Source organism: Phycicoccus sp. 3266 (assembly GCF_031456495.1).
Taxonomy (GTDB): Bacteria; Actinomycetota; Actinomycetes; order Actinomycetales; family Dermatophilaceae; genus Pedococcus.
This window is the reverse complement of the sequence record NZ_JAVDUW010000001.1, coordinates 1,333,314-1,356,712: the sequence shown is the minus strand read 5'-3', so window position 1 is coordinate 1,356,712 and position 23,399 is coordinate 1,333,314. Positions and strand designations below refer to the sequence as shown.

The following is a 23,399-nucleotide window of genomic DNA, read 5'->3' as shown; positions in this document are numbered from 1 at the left end:
CGCCCCGGGACCCGTCCCGGGGCGCTTCGTCGTCACGGCCTGCCGGTGGCCTCGGTGACCGCCTGCCAGAGCCGCTCACGGGCGGCCCCGGACTCCACGCGCACGGGCGCGTAGTGCGTGGCGCGTGCCCGGCGGTCGTGCCAGAACCGGCCCGTCCCGATCGGCTCCTCGGTCGCGACCAGCCAGACGACGGTGTCGGCGCCGCCGCGGGCGTCGCGCAGGATGGGGCCGGCGACCTTGGCGAAGCCGGGAAGCGAGTCGGTGACGCCCGGGGTGTCGGCCCAGCCCGGGTGCATCGAGTGCACGGCCGTCCCCTGCCCGTCGAGTTCGCGCGCCCAGCGCTCGGCCAGCACCACCTGCATCCGCTTGGTGCGGGCGTATGCCGTGGTGCCCGAGTACGTGCCGCGCGTGTACTCGTAGTCGTCCTCCGGCAGGGGGTGTGCGTACATGCCACCGGAGGACACGACGACGACGCGTCCGCCGGCGAGCAGGTCGCCGAGGGCGAAGGTGAGGGCGTGCGGGCCGAGGACGTGCGTCGCGTAGGTCAGCTCGTGCCCCTGCGGGCTCACGCGGCGCTCCGGCGGCAGGACACCGGCGTTGTGGACGAGGGCGTGGAGCGTGGGCAGCTCCTCGCGCAACCGCGCGGCATACGCCTCCACGGCGTCGAGGTCGCTGAGGTCGCACACGTCGAGGTCGGCCTGCGCGGACGGCACCTCGGCGACGAGCTGGCGCTGCGCGGCCTCGAGCCGCTCGGTGTCGCGGCCGACCAGGCGCACGTGAGCGCCGAGCCCGGCCAGGCCTGACGCGGTGGCGAGGCCGAGGCCGCCGCTGGCGCCGGTCACGACCACGGTGCGACCGGCCAGGACACCGGGCCTGGGGTCGGCCGGCCACCAGGCACGACGCAGCGCAGGGCCCACCTTGCTGTAGCCGAGCACCACCGACTTGTCGAGGAGCCAGTCCAGCCCGTCCGTCACCGCTGCCATGGCACCAACCCTAGGCAGCCCGTCCGAGGCTCGCTCGACCGGAGTGGCACCACCAAGCGGGGAATGACGAAGGGCCCACACTCTCGTGTGGGCCCTTCGTCCTGGGCGACCCCGACGGGACTCGAACCCGCGACCTCCGCCGTGACAGGGCGGCGCGCTAACCAACTGCGCTACGGGGCCTCGGATGGCTCTGAGGCCTTGCAAAACAGTATCCCCAACGGGATTCGAACCCGTGCTACCGCCGTGAAAGGGCGGGGTCCTGGGCCGCTAGACGATGGGGACCGGCACTTCGCCGAACCCTCGCCCAGCGACTGCGCTCGGATCCGTCGAGGACTCGGAAAGCATAGGGGTACCGCGCCCCGATCTCCAAAACGGGGGTCAGGCCCTCGCCTCGCGCAGGGCGGCGCGCACCAGGTCCACCGCCGCCGACTCGCTCAGCCCGGCCCGGATCGCCCGCTCGGCGTACTCGGCCGCGCTGCGCCCCAGGGCGACGTCCGTGGACTGCGACCCGGGGGCGACCACGGTCCCCGCGCGTCGGCGGGTGGTGACCAGCCCCTCGGCCTCGAGCTCCTTGTAGGCGCGCGCCACCGTGTTGACCGCCAGCCCCAGGTCCGCCGCCAGCGCGCGGACGGTCGGCAGCCGGTCGCCCTCCGCGAGCGACCCGGTCGCGATGTGCCCGGCGATCTGCGTGCGCACCTGCTCGTACGGCGGCGTCGGCGCCGACAGGTCGACCGTGACGGCGAGCTCGCTCACGCCGCGCCCCGCGAGGCGGTGCCGGAGGGCTCGGGAGTCCGGGCAGAGGGTGCGGGCAGGCCCGGGCCGACCCAGAACAGCGCGACGCCTGCGGCCAGGGCCAGCAGCACTCCCAGCCCGGCGCCGGCGAAGCCGAGCCACTGGACCCAGTCGCCGGGCGACCGCGGCGCAGCCTCGCTGGCGATGCGCAGGTTCTGCGTGACGCGGTTGACCGCCGGGCCGAGGGTGAGCCACAGCCCTGCGGCGGTGAGCAGCGCACCGGTGGCGGCCGGGCGCAGGACCCGGACCTGCGACTCCTGCCGGACGGAGCGGTCCAGCTCGGGCGACCCGCCGGGGAGCGCCGGTCGCGACTCCACCCGGCGGACCGCCCACCAGGCCGCCAGCGCCAGCACGGCGAGGGCGATCGCGACCGGCACGGCATACGCGGAGCCGGGGTAGGGGCTCGCGGTGCTGCTGGCGTCACCCGCCGACCGCGTCACCGACCGGCCGTCCGGGCCGGCCGTCAGGACACCCACGACCAGGGCTGCGGCGCTCGCCGCGAGTCCGGCCCACAGGAGTCGCAGCAGGAGGGACGGGGCCAGGCGCCTGGCGTCGAGCGAGGCCTGCCGGACGGTGCCGGCCGGGTGCGGCCAGGTCAGCTCCGCGACCGCGCCGGCGAGGGTGGCCACGGCGGCGCCGATCGCCGGGAGGGTGGCGACGCGCACGTCGGACGCGGGGTTGTCCCCGACGGCAACCCAGGCCGCCATCGCAGCCACGCCCGCGACGAGCGTGGCGCCCGACGCCAGCAGGGAGCGGGCCCGCACGGACCGGTCCAGCCCGCGCGTGCGGGTCAGCGAGACCAGCCGCCCCGCCGTCGTCCCCACGACGAGCACCAGCAGCGGGACGAGCACGAACCCCATGAGCACGACCGTCATGACCCCTCCATATGTCTCAATGACTTAGTTCATTGAGACATATGGAGGCGGTCCACGTCAAGCGTTCGAGGTCCACTCCAGGAGCCGCTCGACCGGCCACGTCGTGACGATCCGGTCGTCGGGGATGCCGAGGCGTTCGGCGCGCTCGCAGCCGTACGCCTTCATCTCCAGCTGGCCGGGCGCATGGGCGTCGGAGTCGATCGCGAACAGGCAGCCGACCTCCATCGCCAGCTCGACGAGCTCGTCGGGCGGGTCGCACCGCTCCGGGCGGCTGTTGATCTCCACGGCCGTGCCGTGCTCGGCGCAGGCCTCGAAGACGGCGCGGGCGTCGAACTCCGACTGCGGCCGCTTGCCCCGCGTCCCCTCCACGAGCCGCCCGGTGCAGTGGCCGAGGACGTTGACGCGCGGGTTCGAGACGGCGGCCACCATGCGGCGGGTCATGGGCGCGGCGTTCATCCGCAGCTTGGAGTGGACGCTGGCAGTGACGACGTCGAGCTGGCCGAGCATGCGGTCGGTCTGGTCGAGCGAGCCGTCGTCGAGGATGTCCACCTCGATGCCCTTGAGCAGGCGGAAGCTGTCGCCGAGCGAGGCGTTGACCGCGTCGACGATCGCCAGCTGCTTGGTGAGGCGCTCGGCCGTCAGCCCGTTGGCGACCCGCAGCTGCGGGGAGTGGTCGGTCAGCGCGAGCCACTCGTGGCCGAGCTCGACGGCGGTGAGGACCATCTCCTCGATCGGGCTGCCGCCGTCGGACCAGGACGAGTGCGAGTGGCAGTCGCCGGTGATGCGCGTGAGGAGCTCCTCGCCGCCGGTGACGAGCGGTTTCGCCTTGTCCTGCAACGTCTCCAGGTATGCCGGGAGGTCACCGTCCAGCGCCTCCGCCACGACCCCGGCGGTGGACTTCCCGATGCCGGGCAGGTCCTGGAGCGTGCCGGCCTCGTGGCGGGTCCGCAGCTCGTCCTCCGGCGTCTCGCGGACGGTGACCACGGCCTTGCGGAACGCCTCGACCCGGTAGGACCCGGCCCGCTCGCGCTCGAGCAGGAAGGCGATCCGGCGCAGCGCCTCGTCAGGCGTGACGGGCGCGGTGAGGGGGGCGACGGCGGCGACCACGCGGCATACCCTCCCGGATCACCAGGAGGTGTGCAGCGGCCGGCCCTCGGCGAAGCCGGCGGTGCTCTGCAGCCCCACGACCGCGCGCTCGGCGAACTCCTCGATCGTCCGCGCGCCGGCATACGTGAAGCTCGAGCGCACCCCGGCCACGATCTGGTCGATGACGTCCTCGACGCTGGGCCGCTCGGGGTCGATGAACATGCGCGCCGAGGAGATCCCCTCCTCGAAGAGCGCCTTGCGCGCCCGCTCGTATGCCGTGTCCGTCGCCGTGCGGTTGCGGACTGCGCGGCTGCTCGCCATGCCGAAGGACTCCTTGTAGCGGCGGCCGCGCTCGTCGGTGAACAGGTCGCCGGGGGACTCCAGCGTCCCGGCGAACCAGGAGCCCACCATGACGTTGGAGGCCCCGGCAGCCAGCGCCAGGGCGACGTCGCGGGGGTGGCGCACGCCGCCATCGGCCCAGACGTGCTTGCCGTGCCGACGGGCCTCGGTGGCGCACTCGAGCACCGCGGAGAACTGCGGGCGCCCGACCGCGGTCATCATCCGGGTGGTGCACATGGCGCCGGGCCCGACCCCGACCTTGACGATGTCGGCGCCTGCCTCGATGAGGTCGCGCGCGCCCGCGGCGGAGACGACGTTGCCGGCCGCCACGGGGACCTGCGGGTCGAGCGCCCGCACCGCACGCAGCGCGTCCAGCATCTTCTCCTGGTGGCCGTGCGCGGTGTCCATGACGAGCAGGTCGACGCCGGCCTCGAGGAGGGCGGCCGCCTTGCCCGCGACGTCGCCGTTGATGCCGACCGCGGCGGCGATCCGCAGCCGGCCCTGCGCGTCGGTGGCGGGGGTGTAGAGGCGGGCCCGGAGGGCACCCGCGCGCGTGATGATGCCGACCAGCTCGCCCGCGTCGTCGACCACCGGTGCGACGTGGTGGTGGGTCGTCGCGAGGGTGTTGAAGGCCTCCTCCGGGTCCGTGCCGTCGGTGACGAGGACGGGCTCGCGGGTCATGACCTCCTGCACCTGGGTGAACCGGTCGACACCGGTGAGGTCGGCCTCGGTCACGATCCCGATGGGGCGCCGCCCGGACTCGTCGACGACGACCGCGGCGCCGTGGGCCCGCTTGGGCAGCAGGACGAGGGCGGCACCGGCCGTCTCGTGCGCGCTCAGGGTGATCGGGGTGTCGTGGACCAGGTGGCGCCGCTTGACCCAGGAGGTGACCTCGCTGACAACGTCGACCGGGATGTCCTGCGGGATGACCGCGAGGGCGCCACGACGGGCGACCGTCTCGGCCATCCGGCGGCCGGCGATGGCGGTCATGTTCGCGACGACGAGGGGGATCGTCGTGCCGCTGCCGTCGGACGACGTCAGGTCGACGTCGAGGCGGCTCGTGACGTCGGAGCGGCTCGGGACCATGAAGACGTCGTCGTAGGTCAGGTCGAGCTGGGGCTGGAGGCCGTTGAGGAACTGCACGGCCCCGAGTCTAGGTCGGGCGGCCGCGACGGCTCAGTGCGAGCCGAACTGGTTGCGGACGATGGCGTCCCACACGCGGTCGCCGCCGACGGTGCGGGCCGTGATGGCGGCGCGGGCGGCGGCGGTGACGACGTAGCGGCTGCGCGGCGAGCGCGACTCCACCGCCTTGAGCACGACCTTGGCCACGGCCTCGGGGCCGCTGGCCAGCATCGGGTTGGAGTAGCCGCCCGTGGTGATGCTCGCGCTCGTGGCGAGCAGGCCGGCATACGGCGACCCGTCGGTGCCGGCGTGCGCCTCGGACGTCAGCGCGGTCTCCTCGAACCCGGTGCGGATCAGCCCCGGCTCGACGAGGCTGACCGAGATGCCGAAGGGGCGGACCTCGTTGCGCAGGGCGTCGCTGATCGCCTCCACGGCGTACTTGGTGGCGTGGTAGTACCCGCCGACGGGCCAGGTGAGCCGGCCGCCCATCGAGCCGATGTTGACGATGCGACCCGACCGGGCCGCGCGCATCGCGGGGAGCACGAGCTGGGTCAGGCGGGCGAGGCCGAAGACGTTGGTCTCGAACATCTGCCGCACCTTGTCGAGGTCGGTCTCCTCGATCGTGCCGTACTCGCCGTAGCCGGCGTTGTTGACGAGGGCGCCGACCCGGCCGTGCTCGTCCTCGACCGCCTTCACCGCCGTGGACATCGACTCCTCGGAGGTCACGTCGAGCGCCAGGACGCGGGCGCCGGCGGACTCGAGGTGGGCCAGGACCTCCGGCCGCCGGGCGGTGGCGTAGACGGTGTGACCGGCCTTGAGCAGCAGCTCGGCCGTGGCCCGGCCGATCCCCGACGAGCAGCCGGTGACGAGGACGGGAGCGAGGGAGCTGGAGGTCATGGGCGGTCCTTCCCGCGTCGGGCGAGGAACCGTTCCACGCCGGCGTAGGCCACCCACCCGACCGCCAGGGCGGCGACGAACGCGACCCAGCTCGACAGGTCGGGCCACAGCGCCGTCACGAGCTCGCGGACGAGCACCATCGCGCAGATCGCGACGACGAGCGGCAGGTACGTCGCGGCGCCGGTGCGCCGCGGCCGCTGGGACGTGGGGGCCATGGCGACAGTGTGCCGGACCGTGCTGGGCGTCAGCGCCGCGGCAGCGTGTACCGCGTGATGCCCTCGTCGGTCCGCACGACCAGCCCGTCGCCGTCGAGCAGCAGCAGGTCGAGCCGCCCGGTGGAGGCGACCTGGGCGACGTGGCGACCCGTACGGGTGTCGACGACCGTGAGGACGGTCGTCGGGGAACCCCAGCGCAGGGGGTTGGCCGGTGTCGAGCGGCTCCTGCGCGTGACGGCGAGGTGGTCGCTGGCGCGGCCCACCTCCGCGCCCGACGGGACCTCGTCGGCGCACCGCGCGAGGACCCGCGTCCATGTCGGGTCGGCGCCGTCGTACGCCGTCAGCACGCACTGCCCGTCCTGGACCGCCGAGACGACCACAGGGCCGTCGGGTACGGCCGTGAGGCGTTGCCCGGGGACCAGCGACTCCCGGCCGTCCACCGGGTCCATGAGGACGACGCCACCACCGCTCGAGGCGGTCGCGTACACGTGCGGCAGTCCCTGGTCTGCCGGTGCCGCGACGCGACCGCTGCCGGTGGTGCGCCACGCCTCGTGGCCGCGGGCGTCGAGCCCGACGAGGTCGCAGGGGGCCGAGGCGTCGGCCGGGCAGGCCGCGACGAGGGTGCTGCCGCGCCGGGCCGCCAGCGGCGCCGGCGCCTGGCCGGCCGGTGGACGCCAGGTCCATCGACCGGTTCCGTCGAGCCCCACCGAGTCGAGCCGGCCGGTGCCGGCGACGACGAGGCGCCCGTCCCCGGCATACGCCCGTCCACCGGCGGCCGAGCCCAGCGAGACCGACTTCCCGGTCCGCAGGTCCAGCGCGGTGTGGTCGCCGCTGAGCAGGACCCGGCCCACGACCCTCCCGCCCAGCGGCTTCGCCTCCCAGTCGCCCGAGACGCCGTGCGTCCGGGGCGTGGTGGCGTATGCCGCGAGCACCAGCGCAGCGACGACCACGACGGCGACGCCCGCACCGAGGAGGCGCCCGCGACGGTTGCGGCGCAACGGTTCCCGGGGGCTCACGAGTCCCGGTCGGCCCGGGAGGCGTTGCGGCGCGGGCGGATCCGCACCGCCGGCAACGCCGGGGCGGGCAGGTGCTGGACGGCACCGGCATACCCCTGCACCTCGCCGAACCGGTCGGAGCCGGCCATCCACTCCTCACGCGCCCGCTCGATGTCCTCGTGGCTGCGGCCCACGAAGTTCCACCACATGACGATGTCCTCCTCGAACGGTGGACCGCCGAGCAGGACGGCCCGCGCCGGGGCGTCGGACGCGTTGGCGAGGACGAGGGAGCCGGCTCCGGGCGGCAGGTGGCCGAGGCCGGCGCGGGGGAGCAGGGTCCCGGCGAGGTCGATCCGGTCGGTGTCGGCGAGGACGCCGTGCTCGTACGACGGGTCGACGGCGAGCTCGATCCGCGCGCCGGGCTGCAGGACGACCTCCGCCCCGAGCAGCGGGGTGGCCGTCCGCACCGGCGACACCTGCCCGACCAGCGAGCCCAGGAACACCGACACGGTTGCGCCCTCGAGCTCGACCGGGGTCGGCGCGTGGTGCTGGAAGTCGCGGGGGGCGTCACGGTCGGAGTCGGGCAGCGCAACCCAGAGCTGCACGCCGTGCAGCGTCGTCGTGCCCGGCGTCGACACCTCGGAGTGGGCGATCCCGTGGCCCCCGGTCATGAGGTTGAGCTCGCCGGGCCGGACGAGGGCATGGGTGCCGAGGCTGTCGCGGTGCTCGACCTCCCCGGTGAACAGCCAGCTCACGGTCTGCAGGCCGGTGTGCGGGTGGGGCGGCACGTCCATGCCGCCGGTCCGCGAGACGTCGTCGGGGCCGTAGTGGTCGGCGAAGCACCACGCGCCGATCATCGACCGCTGGCGCTGCGGCAGGGTCCGCCGGACGGTCATGGCCCGCGGGCCGCCGAGCGGGACGTCGCGGGGCTCGAGCACCTCGACGCGGTGGTCGCCCGCCACGGCCCCGTCGGTGCCGTGGCAGACCGTCTCGTGGGGGTCGGTCTCGACGTTGCTCACCCGCACAGTCTGGCAGGCCGGTCCATGTGCGTTTTCTGTGACTTTGTCGGTCGTGTGCACCGGAGGTGACCCTGCTGGCCTAGTCTTCCGCTCACCCCGACGAAGGCTGGACCACGATGCCACGGCGCTACCTGGAGCTGTACCCCGAGCTGTTCGCCGATCTCGACGAGGCGACCGTCAGCCGCGTCCTGCAGACCGTCGGCAGCCGTGGCGACGGCAGCCTGTTCCCGCGCGAGGTCGTTGTGGACGTCGTCAACCGGACGACCGGCGGGATCTCCTTCCAGGAGCACCGGGAGCGCTGGCTGCGCACGCGGGAGCAGCCGACCGCCTAGGCCCGCGGCCGCCCTCCGCGGCCCACGCCCGTCACTGGCCCTGGACCCGGCGGCGCAGCCCGTCCTTGGGGATGCGGATCGGTCCGCTGTCGGTGGGCACGACCGCCTCGTCGGTGTGCAGCTCGAGCTCGCGCGCCAGCCGCCGCGCGTCCAGCAGGAGTGCCCCGTATGCCGGCCACGCCTTGGGGTCGTCCAGCCGCGTGTCCCGCACCTGGTCGCCGAGGCGGTCGAGGAGGGTGACCGCCTCGCGCAGCTCCCGGCGCACCTCCTCGCGCTCCTCGTCCTCGGCGATGCCGAAGTGGTGGACCGCCGCGCCGACGTGGTCGAGCGCCTCGGCATACGCCTCGAGGAACCGCTGGCTGGGGGCGGGCAGGGACTCGCTGTCGTCCGCCGCGTCGACGAGGGTGCGCGCGATGCCCGAGACCTGCCACTGCGTGCGCCGGACGGCCTCGACGGCGGCGGCGTAGCCGGACCAGTCGACGCTGAGGCCCTGCAGGTTGTCGCGCGGGTTGAAGCGGGTGCTCTCGCGGCCGGTCTCGATCTCGGCATGCACCTGCGGGGCGAGCTGGATGATCTCGGTGCTGGTGTCGTACCAGCCGCGCGCCTCGTCGGCGTCCCAGCCCTCGCGCAGGCCGCCGGCGATCGAGGCCAGCAGCTCGCTCACCCGGGTCGTCAGGCTCATGATCTGCTCGCGCGGCTCCCGCAGGTGCAGCGGTGGCAGCACGATGGCGTTCGTCAGGACGCCGATGACGCCGCCCGCGATGGTCTCCACCACCGTGAGGTAGGTGAAGTCGACGTTGGTGCCACCCACGGTCAGCAGCGACAGCAGGACCATCGTCGGCACCTGGATGCCGTGGTCGCCGAGCCGCCGCCACCGCGCGATGAGCAGCGCGAGGTAGATGACGGGCAGCATGGACCACCAGTGCACCCCCAGCGTCGACCCGACCAGCCACGCCGTGAGCATGCCCACCACGACGGCTGCCACGCGTTGGGCGCTCGCGCCGAGCGAGCGCACCATCGTCCGGTCGACGACCAGCAGGGCTGCCATCGGCGCGTAGAACGCCTGGTGGCTGCCGAGCACGCGGTCGGCGAACTGCCAGGCGACGACGGTGGCCAGCGCCGCCTTGCCCATGAGCAGTGCGGCATCCCGCTGCGGGCCGGCCGTGCGCAGCGCCGTCGACGCGGCGTCCCACCACCCCCGCACGACGTCGACCAGCAGGCGCCTCGCCCTCGCGAACGCGCCTTCCTGTTCCCCCTTCGTGCCCCCCGGCTCAAAGGTGTCCATCAGGGCGACGATAGGACCCCCGGCGCAGCCTCGCCACGTGCACCCCTCGCCGCCGGAGAAGGATGGGCCCTCTCGTCCCTGTTGGGGTGTTTGCGCAGGTAGGGTGGGGTGGACGAAGCACCACACTGCGACGATCGGACGCCTGGACATGATCACGGAGGACCCGGTCTCGCCTCCCGACCCGCTCCCCCGCTCCACCCCCGTCAACCCCTCGCCGCTCGACGCGGACGGTGCGACCGTCGGCGCCGGGTCGCCCGCCGAGCAGGCCGCCACGTCCGGTGCCCGTGACGGCGCCCGCGCCGCCGGGACCGACGGCATCGACCCGTTCCTGGGGGCCGTTCCCGAGGCCGAGAAGGTCCTCGTCGCGGTGGCGGCAGGTGTCCCCGAGACCATGGCGCGGTTCTCCTACGACGTCCGCGCCAACCGCTGGTGGTGGTCGCCGGAGATGTTCGAGCTGCACGGGCTCAGCCCCCAGGAGGCCGAGCCCACCACCGAGCTCCTGCTGGCCCACAAGCACCCCGAGGACCGCACCCGCACCGAGGGCACCCTGAGCGGGGCGCTGGCGACCGGTGAGCCCTTCTGCTGCCGGCACCGCGTCATCGACGCCGGGGGCGGTGTCCGTCACGTGCTCTCGATCGGCATCGGCGTCTTCGACGACGACCGGCGGGTCGTGGCCGTCAACGGCTACTTCGTCGACCTCACCGACTTCGTCGACCACCCCCAGCCGTACGGCGGGATGACCGTGCTCGAGCCGACGGCGTTCAACGCGGTGGTGGAGCACGCCAAGGGCATCCTCGTCGCGGCATACCGGCTCACCCCGGATGCCGCTCTGGAGCTGCTCTGGTGGTCGACGCGGCAGCGCGGCGTGACCCTGGCGGAGCTGTCCAGCGCGCTCGTCGAGGACTTCACGCTGGCCCCCACCAACGAGGTGAGCGCCGCCGCGCGCGCCGACCGCGTGCTCGGCCTCCAGCCGGACCCCGCCGCCTGACGGGGGCGGCACGCAAGCCGGCCCGCGTCGGCCGCGTGCCGGTCGGGGGCCGTCGTTCCTCTCACGCCGGGGCGCGCGCGTCCACCGATTCGTGCCACCGGCGGTGCAGCACGGCATACTCCTCGCGGTTGCCCACCAGGGCTCCGCAGGTCGGGCACGACAGCCCGGAGAACCACGGCCCCTCGTACCCGGCCATCCAGTGCTGGTCGCCTGCGTCAGGTTGCTCCCGGTCGTCCCCCTCACCAGTCCCCACCATCCGTCCATGTTTGCCCCCGCTGGGGTGCGGCGCCTCGTGCAATCGACGCATTCGGGACGCCTCGGGGTGCGTGCGACGGCAGTGTCGTGACCCGGCTTCACCGCGGTCAGTCCGTCGCGGCATCCGGCCGGTGCACCCGGTGCGCGGACCCACCCTGATTCGGCCCAGGGCGCGGATGCCTAGCCGCCGCGGCGATGACGCCGGAACTCGACGAACGCCCACTGCAACCCGAGTGGCGCCAGTACGTACAGCCGGGCGTCGCCTGTGCCCTCCGCCGCCCCTGTGCCACAGGCAGCGAGCAGGAGACCGGTGGAGACCCCCCACGCCCGGGACTGCCTGAGCCGGTCCCAACGACCCTGGAGCGACCGGTCCGTCATGGGTGGATGGTAGGCGGACCACGAGCGCTGTGTGGGCCTGAGGGAGCGTCAAGGATCAGCCCAAGTACCTGTCAAGCATCAGGCGGAACACTGTCAAGCAACAGCCGAAGACCAAACGTCAAACATCACGCGGAGTCATACAAGCGCTGTGTGGGCCCCGTGGGGCTCGAACCCACAACCTACGGATTAAAAGTCCGCAGCTCTGCCAATTGAGCTAGAGGCCCCGGGGGATCAGGACTCCAGCCGAGCCCCTGTCTGCAACCCAGGATGCCGTGCCGCGATCACCGCCGGGGACAGGCTACTGGTGGCTCCACCTGCGCCGAGTCGGGCGGGGACCGCCACGCCGTCAGGCCCCCGCCTGCAACCGCAGGCCGGCGAGCAGCAGGTCGAGCCCGGCTCGGAACTGCTCCGCGTCGTCGTGGTGGGCGAACTCGTCCACCACGTGGTGGATGAACGGGAACTGGCCGGGGTCCAGGGAACGCCACTGCTCGGCATACCGCTCGAGGTACTCCTCGCGCCCCACCTCGCCGGACCGGACGTCGGCGGGCGTCTCCTGCCCCATGTCGGCTGCGGTGCCGACCACGAACCCGACGACGGCGGACACGGCGTGGAACTGCTGTCGCGTGGTGAGGTCGAGGCGCAGCACCTGCTGGCCCAGCTTCTCGTAGAGGCGCAGGGCGTTGGGCTGGGTCTCGGTGTCGCGCATGAAGTACGCGCCGAGCCACGGGCGGTCGACGATCCCGTCGAAGAGGGTCACGGCGATGGTGCGCAGGTCCTCGATCGGCTCGCCGTCGCCCACCGCCTCGACGGCATCGAGGACGTCGCCGAGGACGTGGTCGGCCGCGCGGTCGAGGAGTTCGTCGCGGCTCGAGACGTACCAGTAGATGCTGGCGACGCCACCGCCGAGCCGTGCCGCCAGGGCGCGGAACGTCAGGGCCTGCTCGCCCGACTCGTCGAGCAGGGCGACCGCCTCGGTGAGGACCGAGTCGAGGGAGTGCGAGGCCCGCCGGCGCTCGCGCACGGCGCGACCCGCGCCGGCCCGACCGCCGCCCGCGGGGCCCCGGCCCCGCTGTCGCGGTGGTGGGGCGTCGCGCTCCGGCTGCGGGCTCATGCGGCCATCCCACCACACCGGACGGGGGCCGGTTGCCTTTTCTCGAACATCGTTCTATCTTATCGAACTGTGTTCGACTACCGAACAGCGTTCGATATGAGGTGGTCCCCATGACCGCAGCAACCGCCACCCCGCCCGGCTCCCGCGTGCACACCTCGCTGCGCTCCGCGTGGGTGCCCCTCGCAGCGCTGTGCCTCGCGTTCTTCGTCGAGATGGTCGACAACACGCTGCTGACCATCGCCCTGCCCACCATCGGCCGCGACCTCGGCAGCGGGACCACCGCGCTGCAGTGGGTCACCGGCGCGTACTCCCTGACCTTCGGCGGCCTGCTCCTCACCGCGGGATCGCTCGCCGACCGCCTCGGGCGGCGCCGCGTGCTGCTCGTCGGGCTCGCGCTCTTCGGCTCGATCAGCCTCGCCGTCGTGGCCGTGACCTCGGTCGGCGAGCTCATCGGCCTGCGTGCCGCGCTCGGCGTCGCGGCAGCGGCCATGGCGCCGATCACCAACTCGCTCGTCTTCCGCCTCTTCGACGAGCAGGCGCTGCGCATGCGGGCGATGACCGTGATGATCGTCGTCGGCATGTCCGGCTTCGTCCTCGGCCCGCTGCTCGGCGGCACCGCGCTCGCCCACGTCCGGTGGGAGTGGCTGCTGCTCGCGAACGGGCCCATCGCCCTCCTCGCGTGGCTGGGCGTCCGCCTCGGGGTGCCGGCTGACCGGCCCGAGGACCTCACCCGGGACCGCCTGGACCTGCCCGGCGCGGTCCTGAGCATCGCCACGATCGGCCTGGCGTGCTGGTCCCTCACCAGCGGGGTCGAGCACGGCTGGCTCTCGGCCGTGACCGTCACGTCGGTCCTCGCCGCCGTCGCCGCCCTGGGGCTCTTCGTCCGCCGCGAGCGCCGGGCCGAGTCCCCGATGCTCGACCTCGGTCTCCTCGCCGACCGCACGGTGCGCGGAGCGGCTGTCGCCCAGGTGGGTACCGCGATCGCCATGGCCGGCGTGATGTTCGGCCTGATCCTGCTCTTCCAGTACGCCTACGGCTGGAGCCCCGTACGTGCCGGCCTGGCCAACCTGCCGCTCATCGTGACGATGCTGCTGGCGACACCGCTGTCGGAAGGGCTCGCCGCGCGGTACGGCCACCGGGTGGCCTGCCTCGTCGGGGCGGTGCTCCTCGCCGGCGCCCTGGCGGGGCTGTCCTGGGGCGTCGTCCACGGGTACCCGGCGGTCGCGGCCTCGATGGTCGTCCTGACCGTCGGCCTGCGCACCGTCATGACGATCTGCGCCGTGGCGCTCGTCGAGGCCATGCCGCACAACCGCACCTCGATCGGCGCCGCCCTCAACGACACGGCCCAGGAGGTCGGCAGCAGCCTCGGCATCGCCGTCGTCGGCACCCTCGTGGCCCTGCTCGTCACGACGACGCTCCCGGTCGGCGCCTGGAGCGCGGACCTCGTCGCGTCCTTCGTCCACGGCGAGCGCATCACGTATGCCGTGCTCGCGGCGGTCGTGGGCGTGGTCGCCGTGGGTGGGGCGCTGACGCTCACCGACTCCCGCACCGTCGACGAGCACGCCCTGGAGCTGGAGCAGGCCTGAGCATCGCCCCGGTTCCGTGGTGCCGGTTGCCGGTTGCCGGTTGCCGGTTGCCGGCTGCCGGCCGGTGACGCCGGCGACCGCTGGTCCCTGACGGCCGGAACCGCCCGAGGGGCCGACCCGTTGGCCCGACATGAGCACCCTGACCTGCCCCAAGTGCGGCTCCGAGATGCGCAACTACGAGCGCAACCAGGTCCACGTCGACCAGTGCACCGGCTGCGGCGGCCTGTTCCTCGACCGCGGTGAGCTCGAGGCTCTCGTGGCTGCGGAGAACGCCTGGCACTCGCAGGTGCCGCCGCAGGCCGCGCCGCCGCAGGGCCAGCCTCAGTACCAGCAGGGCCAGAACCCCTGGCAGCAGCCGCCGGCGCAGGGTCACCCCGCGCCGTACCGGGCCACCTCGAAGTCGCCCTACGGCTCGTACGGCCAGCGACGCCGCAAGTCCTTCCTCAGCGAGCTGTTCGACTGACCGCTCGCCGGACACCGGCCACCCGGCCGCGGCGGTGGGAGGATGGACGACGATGCGCAACGAGCCCAGCGGACGTGAGAACCCCCGACGCCCCGCCTTCTTCAGCCCCGCCGCCATGGAGAGCCAGGGTGGCACCGTTCCCGACCCCGCCCAGGTGACCGAGATCGCCCACGAGACGGCAGCGGTCCTGGTCGGCACCGGGCGGGCCGCGGAGGACCCGGAGCTCACCGAGCGGCTGGTCTCGCTCGTCGACGAGCTCGGGCTGTCGACGGTTGCCGAGCTGTGGGCCGACCGGCCGGCGCGCAGCCTGCCCGGTGCGCTGTGGCGGCTCTACGCGCTTCGCGAGTGGGTGCAGCGCAACCCCGAGGAGGCCAGTGCCGACTACGCCGCCGGGATGCGCTTCACCGACGTCAACCACGTCGTCGCGGGCGTGGCCGAGCCGCCCGGTCCGGCGGAGCTCCAGGCGCTCACCGACGCGGTCCTGCGCGGCGTGTTCGCCGGGGACCTGGATCTCGCGCTGCAGCGGGCAGCGGCGTTCTGCCGGGTCGTCTCCGCCGGTCGAGCCGACCGGGCGCACAGCACCGACGTGACCGACCGCGAGGCGGCCGGGCAGCAGACCCGACGGGCCGCGAACATGCTCACCACGGCCGAGGACCTCGAGGCCGGCGCCCACCTGTGGCGGGTCGGCGAGCTCACCTGAACGGCCCCTTGCGCCACGGCGTCCTGTGGACTCGGGGAACATTCCGCGCGGGGTGCGGGTTACAGTCGGACGTGCGCCGGGCCGCGGTAGCCCCGGGTCCCAACTGAAGCCGCTACGAGCGGCCACGCGCCGTGAGGCGCTCCCGGCCCGGCGCATGACCCTCCTCCGCTCACGCCCCCGGCACCGCCTGGGTGGACGGCGGCATGCCCGTGCAGGCTGCGACGTGGGCCCCGGCGTCGTCGCGGGCCGTCGCGCGCGAGCGCCGTCCCGGGCCGGACCAGCCGCAGACGGCGCACGTCGCGTGCGCGAAGGACCCCCGCTCCTCCAGGACCACCTCGACGGGGTCGCCCGGTGGTGCGGTCGACGGGACGGTCGGGGCGCCGCCCGCAGGGGACGGCAACGGCTCGCTACCCGGCATACGCCCATCATCCGGCACCGGGGGAGTAACTAGTCACTACCGGAATCCATGACTCGGATGGGTGGTTCTGCGGCCCCGGCGGTCAAGAGATGGCAAAGGACGTTGCCACTCACGCAGGCCGCTCGGTTAGCGTCGTTCCATGACCACGGACCCGGACGCCGGTGGCGACCTCACCGACGACGCCCTGCAGGACGAGATCGAGCTCGTCGGGGACCTCGTGGTCGCGGCGTCCGCGAGCGAGCATCCCCTCACCGACGAGGAGATCGACCGCGCGCTCGGCCTCGTGCGGGGCCACCGCAGCTCGCCGGCGGGTGGTCCGGCGGCGCCGCACCGCTCGGCGACCCGCCTGCACGTCTGACCTGCGCATCCGCCTGCACTCCTGACTCGCGCGCCCCGCGAGTCCCACCCGCCGGGATCGGGGGCGGTGCGGGCAGCGGTGCGGACGGAGCAGCCGGGTTGCGCTCCTGAGCGCCCTTGCCCGTAGCATCGTCTCCGGCCATCCCCCTGCATGACCGGAGAGAACCGTGGGCTTTCGCCTCACCCCCCAGGAGAACAGCTTCTACGACCTGTTCGCCAAGTCTGCCTCGCACCTCGTCGAGGGCTCTCGTGAGCTGACGAAGATGCTCGGCGCTGGCATCGACGAGCGCGACTCGATCGCCGCCCGCATGCGCGAGATCGAGCACGAGGCGGACGAGTCGACCCACGAGATCCTCCGGAAGGTCAACAGCTCGTTCATCACCCCGTTCGACCGCGAGGACATCCACGGCCTGGCGTCCGCGCTCGACGACTGCATGGACCTCATGGACGCGGCCGTCGACCTCATCGTGCTGTACCGCGTCGGCGACCTCCCCGCGGGCGTCTCCGACCAGGTCGAGGTGCTCTCCCGCATGTCCGAGCTGACCGCCGAGGCGATGCCGCGGCTGCGCTCGATGAAGGACCTCACCGAGTACTGGATCGAGATCAACCGCCTCGAGAACCAGGCAGACCAGACCTACCGCCGCCTCCTCGCGGGCCTCTTCAACGGTGACTTCGGCAACGACGCCATCACCATCATGAAGCTCAAGGAGGTCGTCGAGGAGCTCGAGGCCGCGGCCGACGCGTTCGAGAGCGTCGCGCACAAGGTCGAGGGCATCGCGGTCAAGGAGTCCTGAGCCACCTCATGGAATGGCTTCCTGTCGGGATCGTCATCGCCCTGGCGATGGGGTTCAACTACACCAACGGCTTCCACGACGCCGCCAACGCGATCGCCACCTCGGTGTCGACGCGCGCGCTCACCCCGCGCGTCGCCCTCGCGATGGCCGCCGTCGCCAACCTCTGCGGTGCGTTCTTCGGCAAGAAGGTCGCCGACACCGTGGGCAAGGGCATCATCGACGCCCCCGTGGGCACGACGGGCCTGGTCATCGTCGCGTCCGCCCTCCTCGGCGCCATCGGGTGGAACCTGCTCACCTGGTGGTACGGCCTGCCCTCGTCGTCCTCGCACGCCCTCATCGGCGGGCTCGGCGGCGCGGCCCTGGCGGCCGGCGCCACCGTGAAGTGGCACGGCATCTGGGAGAAGGTCGTCATCCCGATGGTCCTGTCGCCGATCGTCGGCGTGATCCTCGGCTACATCGTCATGACGGTCATCCTGTGGCTCTTCCGTCGCGCCCAGCCCGGCAAGGTCTCGCGCGGCTTCCGGTACGCCCAGACCGCCTCGGCCGCCGCGATGGCGTTCGGCCACGGCCTGCAGGACGCGTCCAAGACCGTCGGCGTCGTCGTCCTCGCGCTCACCGTCGGCGGGTACCACTCGGGCAACAACGTGCCGCTGTGGGTGCTGCTCATCTCCGCTGTGGTCATCTCCCTGGGCACGTATGCCGGTGGGTGGCGGATCATGCGCACCCTCGGCCGGCGGATCATCCACCTCGACCCGCCGCAGGGGTTCGCCGCCGAGACGACCGCGGCCTCGATCCTGTACGTCGCGGGCCTTGCGTTCGGCGCCCCGATCTCGACGACGCACACGATCACCTCGGCGATCATGGGCGTCGGCGCGACCAAGCGGCTGTCGGCCGTGCGGTGGGGCGTGGCCGGCAACATCGTCGGCGCATGGGTCCTGACCTTCCCCGGCGCCGGCATCGTCGCCGCCCTCGGCTTCTGGATCATCCACCTCTTCGTCTGACCCACCCCGGCCCTTCCGACTTCTTGCCCGGCCGGTACCGGATCAACGGCTGATTCGGGCCCGATCGGTGCACGGCGGGCAAGAAGTCGTCGTCCACCGGCGGCCGACCCGGGTCCGTTCGTCCACAGGGGCGGCGACTCGGCCTCCCGCGGTCGCTCCTGTGACCGCACGATGCCGGCGTGGTCGACCTTCCCGAGGGTGCGGAACCCTTCCTCGCGGCCGAGGCGCCGTGCCGCGGCTGGACGTCCCGGCATCTACCTCGCCTGGTGCGTCGCGGTGAGGTGGTGCGGCTGGCGCGCGGACTGTACGCCGTGGCGGAGGTGTGGGCGTCTCTCTCACCCGAGCAGCGTCATCTCGGGCTTGCGCTGGCGGCCGTTCGCCGCGTCCCCGGCGCGGTCCTGAGCCACCGGACCGCCGCCCTCGTCCACGGCCTGCCAACACCGTACGGACGCCTGGGGGCGGTCCGCATGACAGTTCCGGCAGACGACCGCACCAGCCGCGGAGAGTCCTGGGTGCAGCTCCACCGCGGCGCGACCGGGCCGGAGCACGTGAGGCACGCCGCCGGTCTCCCGGTGACGACGGTGGCGCGAACGGTCGTGGACTGCTTCCGCGAGGACGGGCTTGCCGAGGGGTTGGCAGTGGGGGACGCAGCCCTCAGAGCGGGCCTGGTGACGGTGGCCGGCCTTCGGCTGGTGCGGCTGCAGCAGCGACGCTGGCCGGGCGTGACCCGTGCCGCGGTCGGGCTGCCCCTGCTCGACGGGCGCCGCGAGTCCTGGCTCGAGTCCTACTCCGCCGGGGCCATGGCCGGCCGCGACGTCCCGGTGGGGGTGCCGCAGGTGGTCGTGCTCGACGACTGGGGAGAGTTCGTCGCGCGGGTCGACGTCGGCTGGCCCGCCCTCGGCCTCGTGGGGGAGGCGGACGGTCGGGGCAAGTACCTCTCGGACCTCGGGGACGGCCTCGGCGAGGACGAGCACGCCGCTGCGTCCCGTGTCCTGGCCTCGGCCCGACGCGAGTCCCGGCTGCGCGAGCTCGGCCTCGACGTCGTCCGGTGGGACACGTCGGAGATGGTCAGGCGCCCACAGCAGGTGGTCGCGCGGTGGTTCTCGGCGGCACGGGCCGCCGACCCCACTCGGGTCCGTGCCGTGCTGCGTTGTAGCTGCCACCGGCTCGCCCTCACTGATTGCCCGGCCGGCACCGGATCCACCCCGTACGGACGCAGAACCGGGTGACGGCGGGCAACAAGTCGGAGAAGGGAGCGGGGCGGGTCAGCCGAAGCGGCCCGAGATGTAGTCCTCGGTGGCCTTCACGCTGGGGTTGTTGAAGATCTTCTGGGTGTCGTCGACCTCGATCAGCTTGCCCGGCTTGCCGGTCGCGGCGAGGTTGAAGAACGCCGTCTGGTCCGAGACCCGCGCGGCCTGCTGCATGTTGTGGGTCACGATGACGATCGTGTACGTCTCCTTGAGCTCGGAGATGAGGTCCTCGATCGCCAGGGTCGAGATCGGGTCGAGGGCCGAGCACGGCTCGTCCATGAGCAGCACCTGCGGCTCGACCGCGATGGCCCGGGCGATGCACAGGCGCTGCTGCTGCCCACCGGAGAGCCCGGCGCCCGGCTTGTCGAGCCGGTCCTTGACCTCGGTCCACAGGTTCGCGCCCTGCAGCGACTTCTCGACGACCTCGTCGAGCTTCTTCTTGCCCTTGACGCCGTTGAGGCGCAGCCCGGCCGCGACGTTGTCGTAGATCGACATCGTCGGGAACGGGTTCGGCCGCTGGAACACCATGCCGACGGTGCGCCGCACGGCCACCGGGTCGACGTTCGAGGCGTACAGGTCCTGGTCGTCGAGCATGACCTTGCCCTCGACGCGTCCGCCGGGGATCACCTCGTGCATGCGGTTCAGCGTGCGCAGGAACGTCGACTTGCCGCAGCCGGACGGTCCGATGAACGCGGTCACCGACCGCGGCTCGACCGTCATGGTCACGCCCTCGACGGCCTTGAAGGCGCCGTAGTAGACGTTCAGGTCACTGACGTCGATTCGCTTGGCCATGGGGTTGTTCGTCCTTCGGGATGGGATGTGTTCTCAGGGGATGTCGGGGGAGTGGTGGCTGGGCGCCGCTGCGTCGCGGTATGCCGGGTGCCGCCGGTGGCGTGCTACTTCTTCACCGAGCCGAAGCGGGCGACGAAGCGCCCGGCGAGGTTGAGCAGCAGCACGAGCAGGATGAGGGTGAGGGCCGCCGCCCACACGCGGTCGACCGCCGGCTGGAGGCTCTCGGTGCGGTCCTGGTTGATCATCGTCGGCAGCGTCGCCATGTAGCCGCCGAAGAGGTCGGTGGCGATCGACTTCGTGTACGGACCGAGGATCAGCAGCGGTGCGGTCTCGCCCATGACGCGGGCGAGGCCGAGCAGGATGCCGGTGATGATGCCGGAGAAGGCGGTCGGCAGGACGACGCGGGCGATGGTGCGCCACTTCGGCACACCGAGCGCGTACGACGCCTCGCGCAGCTCGTTCGGGACGAGCTTGAGCATCTCCTCGGTCGAGCGCACGACGACCGGGATCATCAGCAGCACCAGCGACAGGCAGACCGCGAAGCCCACCCGCTGGAACCCGAACGTGGTGACCCACACGGCATACACGAACAGGCCGGCCACGATCGAGGGGACGCCGGTGAGGATGTCCACCATGAACGACACCGCCTTGGCGAACCGCCCGCGGCCGTACTCGACGAGGTAGATGGCCGTCATCACGCCGATCGGCACCGAGATCGCCGCGGTGACCAAGCCCTGGATGAGGGTGCCCTGGATGGCGTGGACGGCGCCGCCACCCTCGCGCCGGGAGGTGATGCCCTTCTGGGAGTTGGTCCACCACTGCGGCTCGAGCAGCAGGTGGAAGCCCTTGGACACCACGGTCCACAGGATCCAGACGAGCGGCACGAGGGCGAGGGCGAACGCCAGCCACATGACGACCCGCGCGATGAGGTCCTTGGCCTCGCGGCCGCGGGCGGGGTGGCCCAGGACGGGCACGGGGCCACCGGGCCGCGAGGACCCGGTCGAGCCGACGGTGCGGCCGGGGGCGACGGTGTCGGTGCTCATTCGGTGAAGGCCTTCCTGCGCTCGATGACGACCCGCGCGACCGCGTTGACCACGAAGGTCAGGACGAAGAGCACGAGGCCGGCGGCGATGAACGCGCCCGTCTTCGCGGGGGAGTCGAACTCGCTGGCGTTGTTGGCGATCCGCGAGGCGAAGGTCTCGCCACCGTTGAGCAGCGACCAGCTCCACGGCGTCCCGGGGGCCAGGGACGACACGATGATGGTGACGGCGATCGTCTCGCCGAGCGCGCGGCCCAGGGCCAGCATGGCGGCGGAGATCACGCCGGGCCGGCCGAACGGCAGGACGGCGGTGCGGATCATCTCCCACTGGGTGGCGCCGAGGGCCAGCGCCCCCTCCTTGTGCGCCGTCGGGGTCTGGGCGAAGACCTCGCGCGACAGCGCCGTGACGATCGGCAGAATCATGATGGCGAGCACGACGCCGATGAACAGGATCGTGCCGCCGCTGGTCGAGGTGTTCGAGAACAGCGGGAACCACGACAGGTGGGCGGTCAGCCAGCCCTGCACCGGGTCGAACTTCGGGCCGAAGGTCTTCAGGCCCCAGAGGCCGTAGACGATCGACGGGACCGCGGCGAGCAGGTCGACCAGGTTGGCGGCGGGGCGGGCCAGCCACCGCGGGGAGTACTGGGTGATGAACAGGGCGACGCCGACCCCGACGGGGACGGCGATGAGCATCGCGATGGTGGACGCCACGACCGTGGTCCAGAGCAGCTCGAGGATGCCGAACCGCAGGTTGCCCGGGTCGCCGACCGCCCACTCACGCGAGGTGAGGAAGTTGACCTTGTCGTCCGCGATGGCGGGGATCGCCTGCCAGAGCAGGAAGAGGCCGACGAGGGTGACGATGCCGATGACGAGGGCGCCCGAGGCCTTGGCTGCGCCGCCGAACAGGCGGTCGCCGAGCCGTCCGGTGCCTGCACGGTCGCCCTGCAGGTCGCCTTCGAGCGTCCTTCCGGTCACTGTTGCCACTGGGATGCCTCTGGGATGTGGGGGATGTGGGGTTGTGATGCCGCTGTGGTGGTGCGGCGTTGGTACTGGCTGGTGCTTCCGCGACACGGCTGCCGCGGGGGACGTGCTGTGCTGCGCGGGGGGACGCAGCACGGGTGCCGCGGGGCTGGTCGGCCCCGCGGCACCCGGTCGGTCAGGAGAGCGCGGAGATCGCGGCCTCGACCTTGGACTGCACCTCGTCGGGGAGCGGCGCGTAGCCGATCTCCTCGAGGGACTGCTGGGTCTGCTTGTCGGCGAAGTGCTTGAGGAAGGCCTTGGTCAGCTCGGTCTTCTTCGGGTCCTTGCCCTTGGAGCAGACGATCTCGTAGGTGACGAGGAGGATCGGGTACGCGCCGGCCTCCTTGGTGGCGTAGTCGAGCTTCAGGCGAAGGTCGTTGCCCTGGCCGTCCTGCTTCGCGGCCGCCACGGCCTTGCCCACGGACTCACCGGTGAGCTCGACGGCGCCGCCGCCGTTGTCGATCTGGGCGATGCCCAGCTTGTTGTCCTTGGCGTAGGACCACTCGGCGTAGGTGATGCCACCCTCGGTCGACTTGACCGCGTTCGCGACACCGTCGGACTTCGGCTTGCCCTCGCCCTTGCCGGTCCAGGTCTTGCCCGGCTCGGCCGTCCAGTCCTTGGGGGCGGCGGCGTTGAGGTACTTGGTGAAGTTCTCGGTCGTGCCCGACTCGTCGGAGCGGAAGAAGACCTTGACCGGCTCGTTCGGCAGGGTGACGCCCGGGTTGACGGCTGCGATCGCCTTGTCGTTCCAGGAGGTGATCTTGCCGTTGAAGATCTGCGCGGCCACGCTCGGCGTCAGGACGAGCTTGTCGACGCCCTTGACGTTGAAGGCGATCGCGATCGGGCCGGTCACCATGGGGATGTTCCAAGCGGGGGAGCCGCAGTACTTGGCGGCCTCGTCGGCCTCGATCTTGCCGTCCTTCGGCTTGGTCTTCAGCGCCGAGTCGGAGCCGGCGAAGTCGACCTGGCCGGCGATGAACTGCTTGATGCCGGCGCCGGAGCCCGTCGGGTTGTAGTTGACGGTGGTGCCCGAGCAGGCGTCCTGGAAGCTCGAGATGGCCTCCTCGATCGCGTTCTTCTGGGCGGACGAGCCCTCGGCGTTGAGCGTGCCGCCGCCCTGCGGGCAGTCGGACGACGCGGCGCCGGAGGACGACGACGAGCCCGACGCGCTGGCACCGGAACCGGTGTTGTTGTCGGAGCCGCACGCGGACAGCGCGAGGGAGCCGACCAGGGCCACGCTGGCCACGAGGCCGAGACGCTGGATCTTCACGGTGTTCAAACCTCTCCACAGGGGGAAACTCGGGGCG

The 23,399-nt window shown here is 72.6% G+C and carries 26 protein-coding genes and 3 tRNA genes; 9 read left to right on the top strand and 20 right to left on the bottom strand.

The genetic code is table 11. The features are described from left to right. Positions 1 to 32: 32 nt before the first annotated feature. The 11 genes from J2X64_RS06500 to J2X64_RS06450 all read right to left on the bottom strand — a co-directional run bounded on the left by J2X64_RS06500 (position 33) and on the right by J2X64_RS06450 (position 8,323). Positions 33 to 983, bottom strand: coding sequence for an SDR family NAD(P)-dependent oxidoreductase (locus tag J2X64_RS06500; RefSeq protein ID WP_310151257.1), 951 nt, complete (start codon positions 981 to 983; stop codon positions 33 to 35). 106 nt (positions 984 to 1,089) lie between these two features. Further along, positions 1,090 to 1,163, bottom strand: a tRNA-Asp gene (locus tag J2X64_RS06495). A 29-nt stretch (positions 1,164 to 1,192) separates the two neighbouring features. Beyond that, positions 1,193 to 1,265: transfer RNA gene (locus J2X64_RS06490), tRNA-Glu, on the bottom strand. A 96-nt stretch (positions 1,266 to 1,361) separates the two neighbouring features. Continuing rightward, complete coding sequence (locus J2X64_RS06485) at positions 1,362 to 1,736, bottom strand: GntR family transcriptional regulator (protein ID WP_310151254.1); 375 nt, start codon at positions 1,734 to 1,736, stop codon at positions 1,362 to 1,364. Next, complete coding sequence (locus tag J2X64_RS06480; protein WP_310151251.1) at positions 1,733 to 2,650, bottom strand: hypothetical protein; 918 nt, start codon at positions 2,648 to 2,650, stop codon at positions 1,733 to 1,735. The genes J2X64_RS06485 and J2X64_RS06480 overlap by 4 nt, the downstream gene beginning before the upstream one ends. A 57-nt stretch (positions 2,651 to 2,707) precedes the next feature. After that, on the bottom strand, positions 2,708 to 3,757 hold the full coding sequence (locus J2X64_RS06475) for a PHP domain-containing protein (protein ID WP_310151247.1): 1,050 nt from the start codon (positions 3,755 to 3,757) through the stop codon (positions 2,708 to 2,710). 18 nt (positions 3,758 to 3,775) lie between these two features. Further along, positions 3,776 to 5,218, bottom strand: a complete 1,443-nt coding sequence (locus tag J2X64_RS06470; RefSeq protein ID WP_310151245.1) for a GuaB1 family IMP dehydrogenase-related protein — start codon at positions 5,216 to 5,218, stop codon at positions 3,776 to 3,778. A 33-nt stretch (positions 5,219 to 5,251) separates the two neighbouring features. Then, on the bottom strand, positions 5,252 to 6,094 hold the full coding sequence (locus tag J2X64_RS06465) for an oxidoreductase (RefSeq protein WP_310151242.1): 843 nt from the start codon (positions 6,092 to 6,094) through the stop codon (positions 5,252 to 5,254). Further along, positions 6,091 to 6,309 carry a hypothetical protein gene (locus tag J2X64_RS06460; protein ID WP_310151240.1) on the bottom strand — a complete coding sequence of 73 codons (219 nt, stop codon included), beginning with the start codon at positions 6,307 to 6,309 and terminating at the stop codon, positions 6,091 to 6,093. Before J2X64_RS06460 ends, J2X64_RS06465 begins: the two co-directional genes overlap by 4 nt. A 29-nt stretch (positions 6,310 to 6,338) precedes the next feature. Next, positions 6,339 to 7,325 carry a hypothetical protein gene (locus J2X64_RS06455; RefSeq protein WP_310151237.1) on the bottom strand — a complete coding sequence of 329 codons (987 nt, stop codon included), beginning with the start codon at positions 7,323 to 7,325 and terminating at the stop codon, positions 6,339 to 6,341. Beyond that, positions 7,322 to 8,323: a pirin family protein gene (locus tag J2X64_RS06450; RefSeq protein ID WP_310151235.1), complete on the bottom strand. Its 1,002-nt coding sequence runs from the start codon at positions 8,321 to 8,323 to the stop codon at positions 7,322 to 7,324. The genes J2X64_RS06455 and J2X64_RS06450 overlap by 4 nt, the downstream gene beginning before the upstream one ends. 116 nt (positions 8,324 to 8,439) lie before the next feature. Between J2X64_RS06450 and J2X64_RS06445 the strand changes: the two genes are divergently transcribed. Next, positions 8,440 to 8,655 carry a hypothetical protein gene (locus J2X64_RS06445; protein ID WP_310151231.1) on the top strand — a complete coding sequence of 72 codons (216 nt, stop codon included), beginning with the start codon at positions 8,440 to 8,442 and terminating at the stop codon, positions 8,653 to 8,655. A gap of 31 nt (positions 8,656 to 8,686) precedes the next feature. On the opposite strand, the gene J2X64_RS06440 is transcribed toward J2X64_RS06445, so the two are convergent. Then, positions 8,687 to 9,940, bottom strand: a complete 1,254-nt coding sequence (locus tag J2X64_RS06440) for an aromatic acid exporter family protein (protein WP_310151227.1) — start codon at positions 9,938 to 9,940, stop codon at positions 8,687 to 8,689. A 148-nt stretch (positions 9,941 to 10,088) separates the two neighbouring features. Here J2X64_RS06440 and J2X64_RS06435 point away from each other — a divergent pair, with 148 nt between their 5' ends. Continuing rightward, positions 10,089 to 10,928 carry a PAS and ANTAR domain-containing protein gene (locus tag J2X64_RS06435; protein ID WP_310151225.1) on the top strand — a complete coding sequence of 280 codons (840 nt, stop codon included), beginning with the start codon at positions 10,089 to 10,091 and terminating at the stop codon, positions 10,926 to 10,928. Between the two features lie 61 nt (positions 10,929 to 10,989). Here the strand turns inward: J2X64_RS06435 and J2X64_RS06430 are convergent, their stop codons facing one another. From J2X64_RS06430 to J2X64_RS06420, 3 genes are all read right to left on the bottom strand, one after another. Then, positions 10,990 to 11,124, bottom strand: coding sequence for a hypothetical protein (locus J2X64_RS06430; protein ID WP_310151222.1), 135 nt, complete (start codon positions 11,122 to 11,124; stop codon positions 10,990 to 10,992). A gap of 588 nt (positions 11,125 to 11,712) precedes the next feature. Next, positions 11,713 to 11,785: transfer RNA gene (locus J2X64_RS06425), tRNA-Lys, on the bottom strand. A gap of 122 nt (positions 11,786 to 11,907) precedes the next feature. Beyond that, positions 11,908 to 12,672: a TetR/AcrR family transcriptional regulator gene (locus J2X64_RS06420; protein WP_310151220.1), complete on the bottom strand. Its 765-nt coding sequence runs from the start codon at positions 12,670 to 12,672 to the stop codon at positions 11,908 to 11,910. A gap of 110 nt (positions 12,673 to 12,782) precedes the next feature. On the opposite strand from J2X64_RS06420, the gene J2X64_RS06415 reads away from it, so the two are divergent. From J2X64_RS06415 to J2X64_RS06405, 3 genes are all read left to right on the top strand, one after another. Continuing rightward, a complete protein-coding gene (locus J2X64_RS06415) occupies positions 12,783 to 14,258 on the top strand; it encodes an MFS transporter (protein WP_310151219.1) in 1,476 nt (491 codons plus the stop codon). A 130-nt stretch (positions 14,259 to 14,388) separates the two neighbouring features. Beyond that, positions 14,389 to 14,721, top strand: coding sequence for a zf-TFIIB domain-containing protein (locus tag J2X64_RS06410; RefSeq protein ID WP_310151216.1), 333 nt, complete (start codon positions 14,389 to 14,391; stop codon positions 14,719 to 14,721). Positions 14,722 to 14,773: 52 nt separating this feature from the next. Continuing rightward, the gene (locus tag J2X64_RS06405; RefSeq protein ID WP_310151214.1) at positions 14,774 to 15,421 is read left to right on the top strand and encodes a hypothetical protein; all 648 of its coding nucleotides are present in this window, start codon (positions 14,774 to 14,776) and stop codon (positions 15,419 to 15,421) included. 169 nt (positions 15,422 to 15,590) lie between these two features. Here the strand turns inward: J2X64_RS06405 and J2X64_RS06400 are convergent, their stop codons facing one another. Beyond that, complete coding sequence (locus J2X64_RS06400; protein ID WP_310151211.1) at positions 15,591 to 15,839, bottom strand: hypothetical protein; 249 nt, start codon at positions 15,837 to 15,839, stop codon at positions 15,591 to 15,593. Between the two features lie 139 nt (positions 15,840 to 15,978). Between J2X64_RS06400 and J2X64_RS06395 the strand changes: the two genes are divergently transcribed. The 4 genes from J2X64_RS06395 (at position 15,979) to J2X64_RS06380 (ending at position 19,220) form a co-directional block, all read left to right on the top strand. Continuing rightward, entirely contained in the window at positions 15,979 to 16,197 is a 219-nt protein-coding gene (locus J2X64_RS06395) for a hypothetical protein (protein WP_310151208.1), read from the top strand. A gap of 166 nt (positions 16,198 to 16,363) precedes the next feature. Further along, positions 16,364 to 16,990 carry a DUF47 family protein gene (locus tag J2X64_RS06390; RefSeq protein WP_310151206.1) on the top strand — a complete coding sequence of 209 codons (627 nt, stop codon included), beginning with the start codon at positions 16,364 to 16,366 and terminating at the stop codon, positions 16,988 to 16,990. Between the two features lie 8 nt (positions 16,991 to 16,998). Continuing rightward, on the top strand, positions 16,999 to 17,991 hold the full coding sequence (locus tag J2X64_RS06385) for an inorganic phosphate transporter (RefSeq protein ID WP_310151204.1): 993 nt from the start codon (positions 16,999 to 17,001) through the stop codon (positions 17,989 to 17,991). Positions 17,992 to 18,458: 467 nt separating this feature from the next. Beyond that, entirely contained in the window at positions 18,459 to 19,220 is a 762-nt protein-coding gene (locus J2X64_RS06380; protein WP_310151199.1) for a hypothetical protein, read from the top strand. Between the two features lie 36 nt (positions 19,221 to 19,256). Here J2X64_RS06380 and pstB read toward each other — a convergent pair whose 3' ends face one another. From pstB to pstS, 4 genes are all read right to left on the bottom strand, one after another. Further along, complete coding sequence (gene pstB / locus J2X64_RS06375; protein WP_310151196.1) at positions 19,257 to 20,033, bottom strand: phosphate ABC transporter ATP-binding protein PstB; 777 nt, start codon at positions 20,031 to 20,033, stop codon at positions 19,257 to 19,259. Between the two features lie 104 nt (positions 20,034 to 20,137). After that, positions 20,138 to 21,076, bottom strand: coding sequence for a phosphate ABC transporter permease PstA (pstA, locus tag J2X64_RS06370; protein ID WP_310151191.1), 939 nt, complete (start codon positions 21,074 to 21,076; stop codon positions 20,138 to 20,140). Continuing rightward, entirely contained in the window at positions 21,073 to 22,047 is a 975-nt protein-coding gene (gene pstC / locus J2X64_RS06365; protein WP_310151190.1) for a phosphate ABC transporter permease subunit PstC, read from the bottom strand. Before pstC ends, pstA begins: the two co-directional genes overlap by 4 nt. A 181-nt stretch (positions 22,048 to 22,228) precedes the next feature. Beyond that, a complete protein-coding gene (gene pstS, locus J2X64_RS06360; RefSeq protein ID WP_310151188.1) occupies positions 22,229 to 23,362 on the bottom strand; it encodes a phosphate ABC transporter substrate-binding protein PstS in 1,134 nt (377 codons plus the stop codon). Between the last annotated feature and the right edge of the window lie 37 nt (positions 23,363 to 23,399).

Excerpts from the sequence above, each read along its gene's own strand:
- J2X64_RS06500 (WP_310151257.1), bottom strand. The coding sequence starts at position 983 with ATGGCAGCGGTGACGGACGGGCTGGACTGGCTCCTCGACAAGTCGGTG.
- J2X64_RS06480 (WP_310151251.1), bottom strand. The coding sequence starts at position 2,650 with ATGACGGTCGTGCTCATGGGGTTCGTGCTCGTCCCGCTGCTGGTGCTC.
- J2X64_RS06465 (WP_310151242.1), bottom strand. The coding sequence starts at position 6,094 with ATGACCTCCAGCTCCCTCGCTCCCGTCCTCGTCACCGGCTGCTCGTCG.
- J2X64_RS06460 (WP_310151240.1), bottom strand. The coding sequence starts at position 6,309 with ATGGCCCCCACGTCCCAGCGGCCGCGGCGCACCGGCGCCGCGACGTAC.
- J2X64_RS06445 (WP_310151231.1), top strand. The coding sequence starts at position 8,440 with ATGCCACGGCGCTACCTGGAGCTGTACCCCGAGCTGTTCGCCGATCTC.
- J2X64_RS06440 (WP_310151227.1), bottom strand. The coding sequence starts at position 9,940 with ATGGACACCTTTGAGCCGGGGGGCACGAAGGGGGAACAGGAAGGCGCG.
- J2X64_RS06435 (WP_310151225.1), top strand. The coding sequence starts at position 10,089 with ATGATCACGGAGGACCCGGTCTCGCCTCCCGACCCGCTCCCCCGCTCC.
- J2X64_RS06430 (WP_310151222.1), bottom strand. The coding sequence starts at position 11,124 with ATGGCCGGGTACGAGGGGCCGTGGTTCTCCGGGCTGTCGTGCCCGACC.
- J2X64_RS06420 (WP_310151220.1), bottom strand. The coding sequence starts at position 12,672 with ATGAGCCCGCAGCCGGAGCGCGACGCCCCACCACCGCGACAGCGGGGC.
- J2X64_RS06415 (WP_310151219.1), top strand. The coding sequence starts at position 12,783 with ATGACCGCAGCAACCGCCACCCCGCCCGGCTCCCGCGTGCACACCTCG.
- J2X64_RS06410 (WP_310151216.1), top strand. The coding sequence starts at position 14,389 with ATGAGCACCCTGACCTGCCCCAAGTGCGGCTCCGAGATGCGCAACTAC.
- J2X64_RS06405 (WP_310151214.1), top strand. The coding sequence starts at position 14,774 with ATGCGCAACGAGCCCAGCGGACGTGAGAACCCCCGACGCCCCGCCTTC.
- J2X64_RS06400 (WP_310151211.1), bottom strand. The coding sequence starts at position 15,839 with ATGCCGGGTAGCGAGCCGTTGCCGTCCCCTGCGGGCGGCGCCCCGACC.
- J2X64_RS06395 (WP_310151208.1), top strand. The coding sequence starts at position 15,979 with ATGACCACGGACCCGGACGCCGGTGGCGACCTCACCGACGACGCCCTG.
- J2X64_RS06385 (WP_310151204.1), top strand. The coding sequence starts at position 16,999 with ATGGAATGGCTTCCTGTCGGGATCGTCATCGCCCTGGCGATGGGGTTC.
- J2X64_RS06380 (WP_310151199.1), top strand. The coding sequence starts at position 18,459 with ATGACAGTTCCGGCAGACGACCGCACCAGCCGCGGAGAGTCCTGGGTG.
- pstB (WP_310151196.1), bottom strand. The coding sequence starts at position 20,033 with ATGGCCAAGCGAATCGACGTCAGTGACCTGAACGTCTACTACGGCGCC.
- pstA (WP_310151191.1), bottom strand. The coding sequence starts at position 21,076 with ATGAGCACCGACACCGTCGCCCCCGGCCGCACCGTCGGCTCGACCGGG.